The organism is Pseudomonas sp. UBA6276 (genome assembly GCF_002438365.1).
In the GTDB taxonomy this organism is placed as follows: domain Bacteria; phylum Pseudomonadota; class Gammaproteobacteria; order Pseudomonadales; family Pseudomonadaceae; genus Aquipseudomonas; species Aquipseudomonas coleopterorum.
In genome coordinates, this window is the sequence record NZ_DJUS01000137.1 from 1 (window position 1) to 485 (window position 485).

Here is a 485-nt window from a genome sequence, read left to right on the forward strand (position 1 = left end):
TTGAAGCTGTCGTTCCACTGCAGGGCAACTTCCACGCCCACGCCATCATCGCGCTGCACGTTGAAATGGAAGACCTGATTCACAGCTGTCTTGTTGGTATTGAGGTACTCGACAAACGCGCGCAAACCGCCTTCGTATTTGAACAGCTCTTCTTTGCCGCTGCGCTCGTCCTTCAGCAGAATGCCAACACCGGAGTTGAGGAACGACAGCTCACGGATCCGCTTCGCCAGAATGTCCCAGCTGAAGTGAATATTCTTGAAGGTTTCAGCCGACGGCTTGAAGTGAATCTTGGTGCCGGTGGTCTCGCTGTCGCCGACGATCTTCATCGGTTCCTGCGGCACGCCGTGCACGTAGAACTGCTCCCACAACTTGCCAGCGCGGCGCACGGTCAGTTGCAGACCTTCGGACAGAGCGTTCACCACGGACACACCCACGCCGTGCAAACCACCCGACACCTTGTAGGAGTTGTCATCGAACTTACCGCC

Annotated in this window: 1 pseudogene; it reads right to left on the reverse strand. The window is 56.7% G+C overall.

The window, feature by feature from the left end:
* Positions 1–485, reverse strand: a pseudogene (gene gyrB, locus B2V21_RS16465) (DNA gyrase subunit B); the annotation flags it as partial.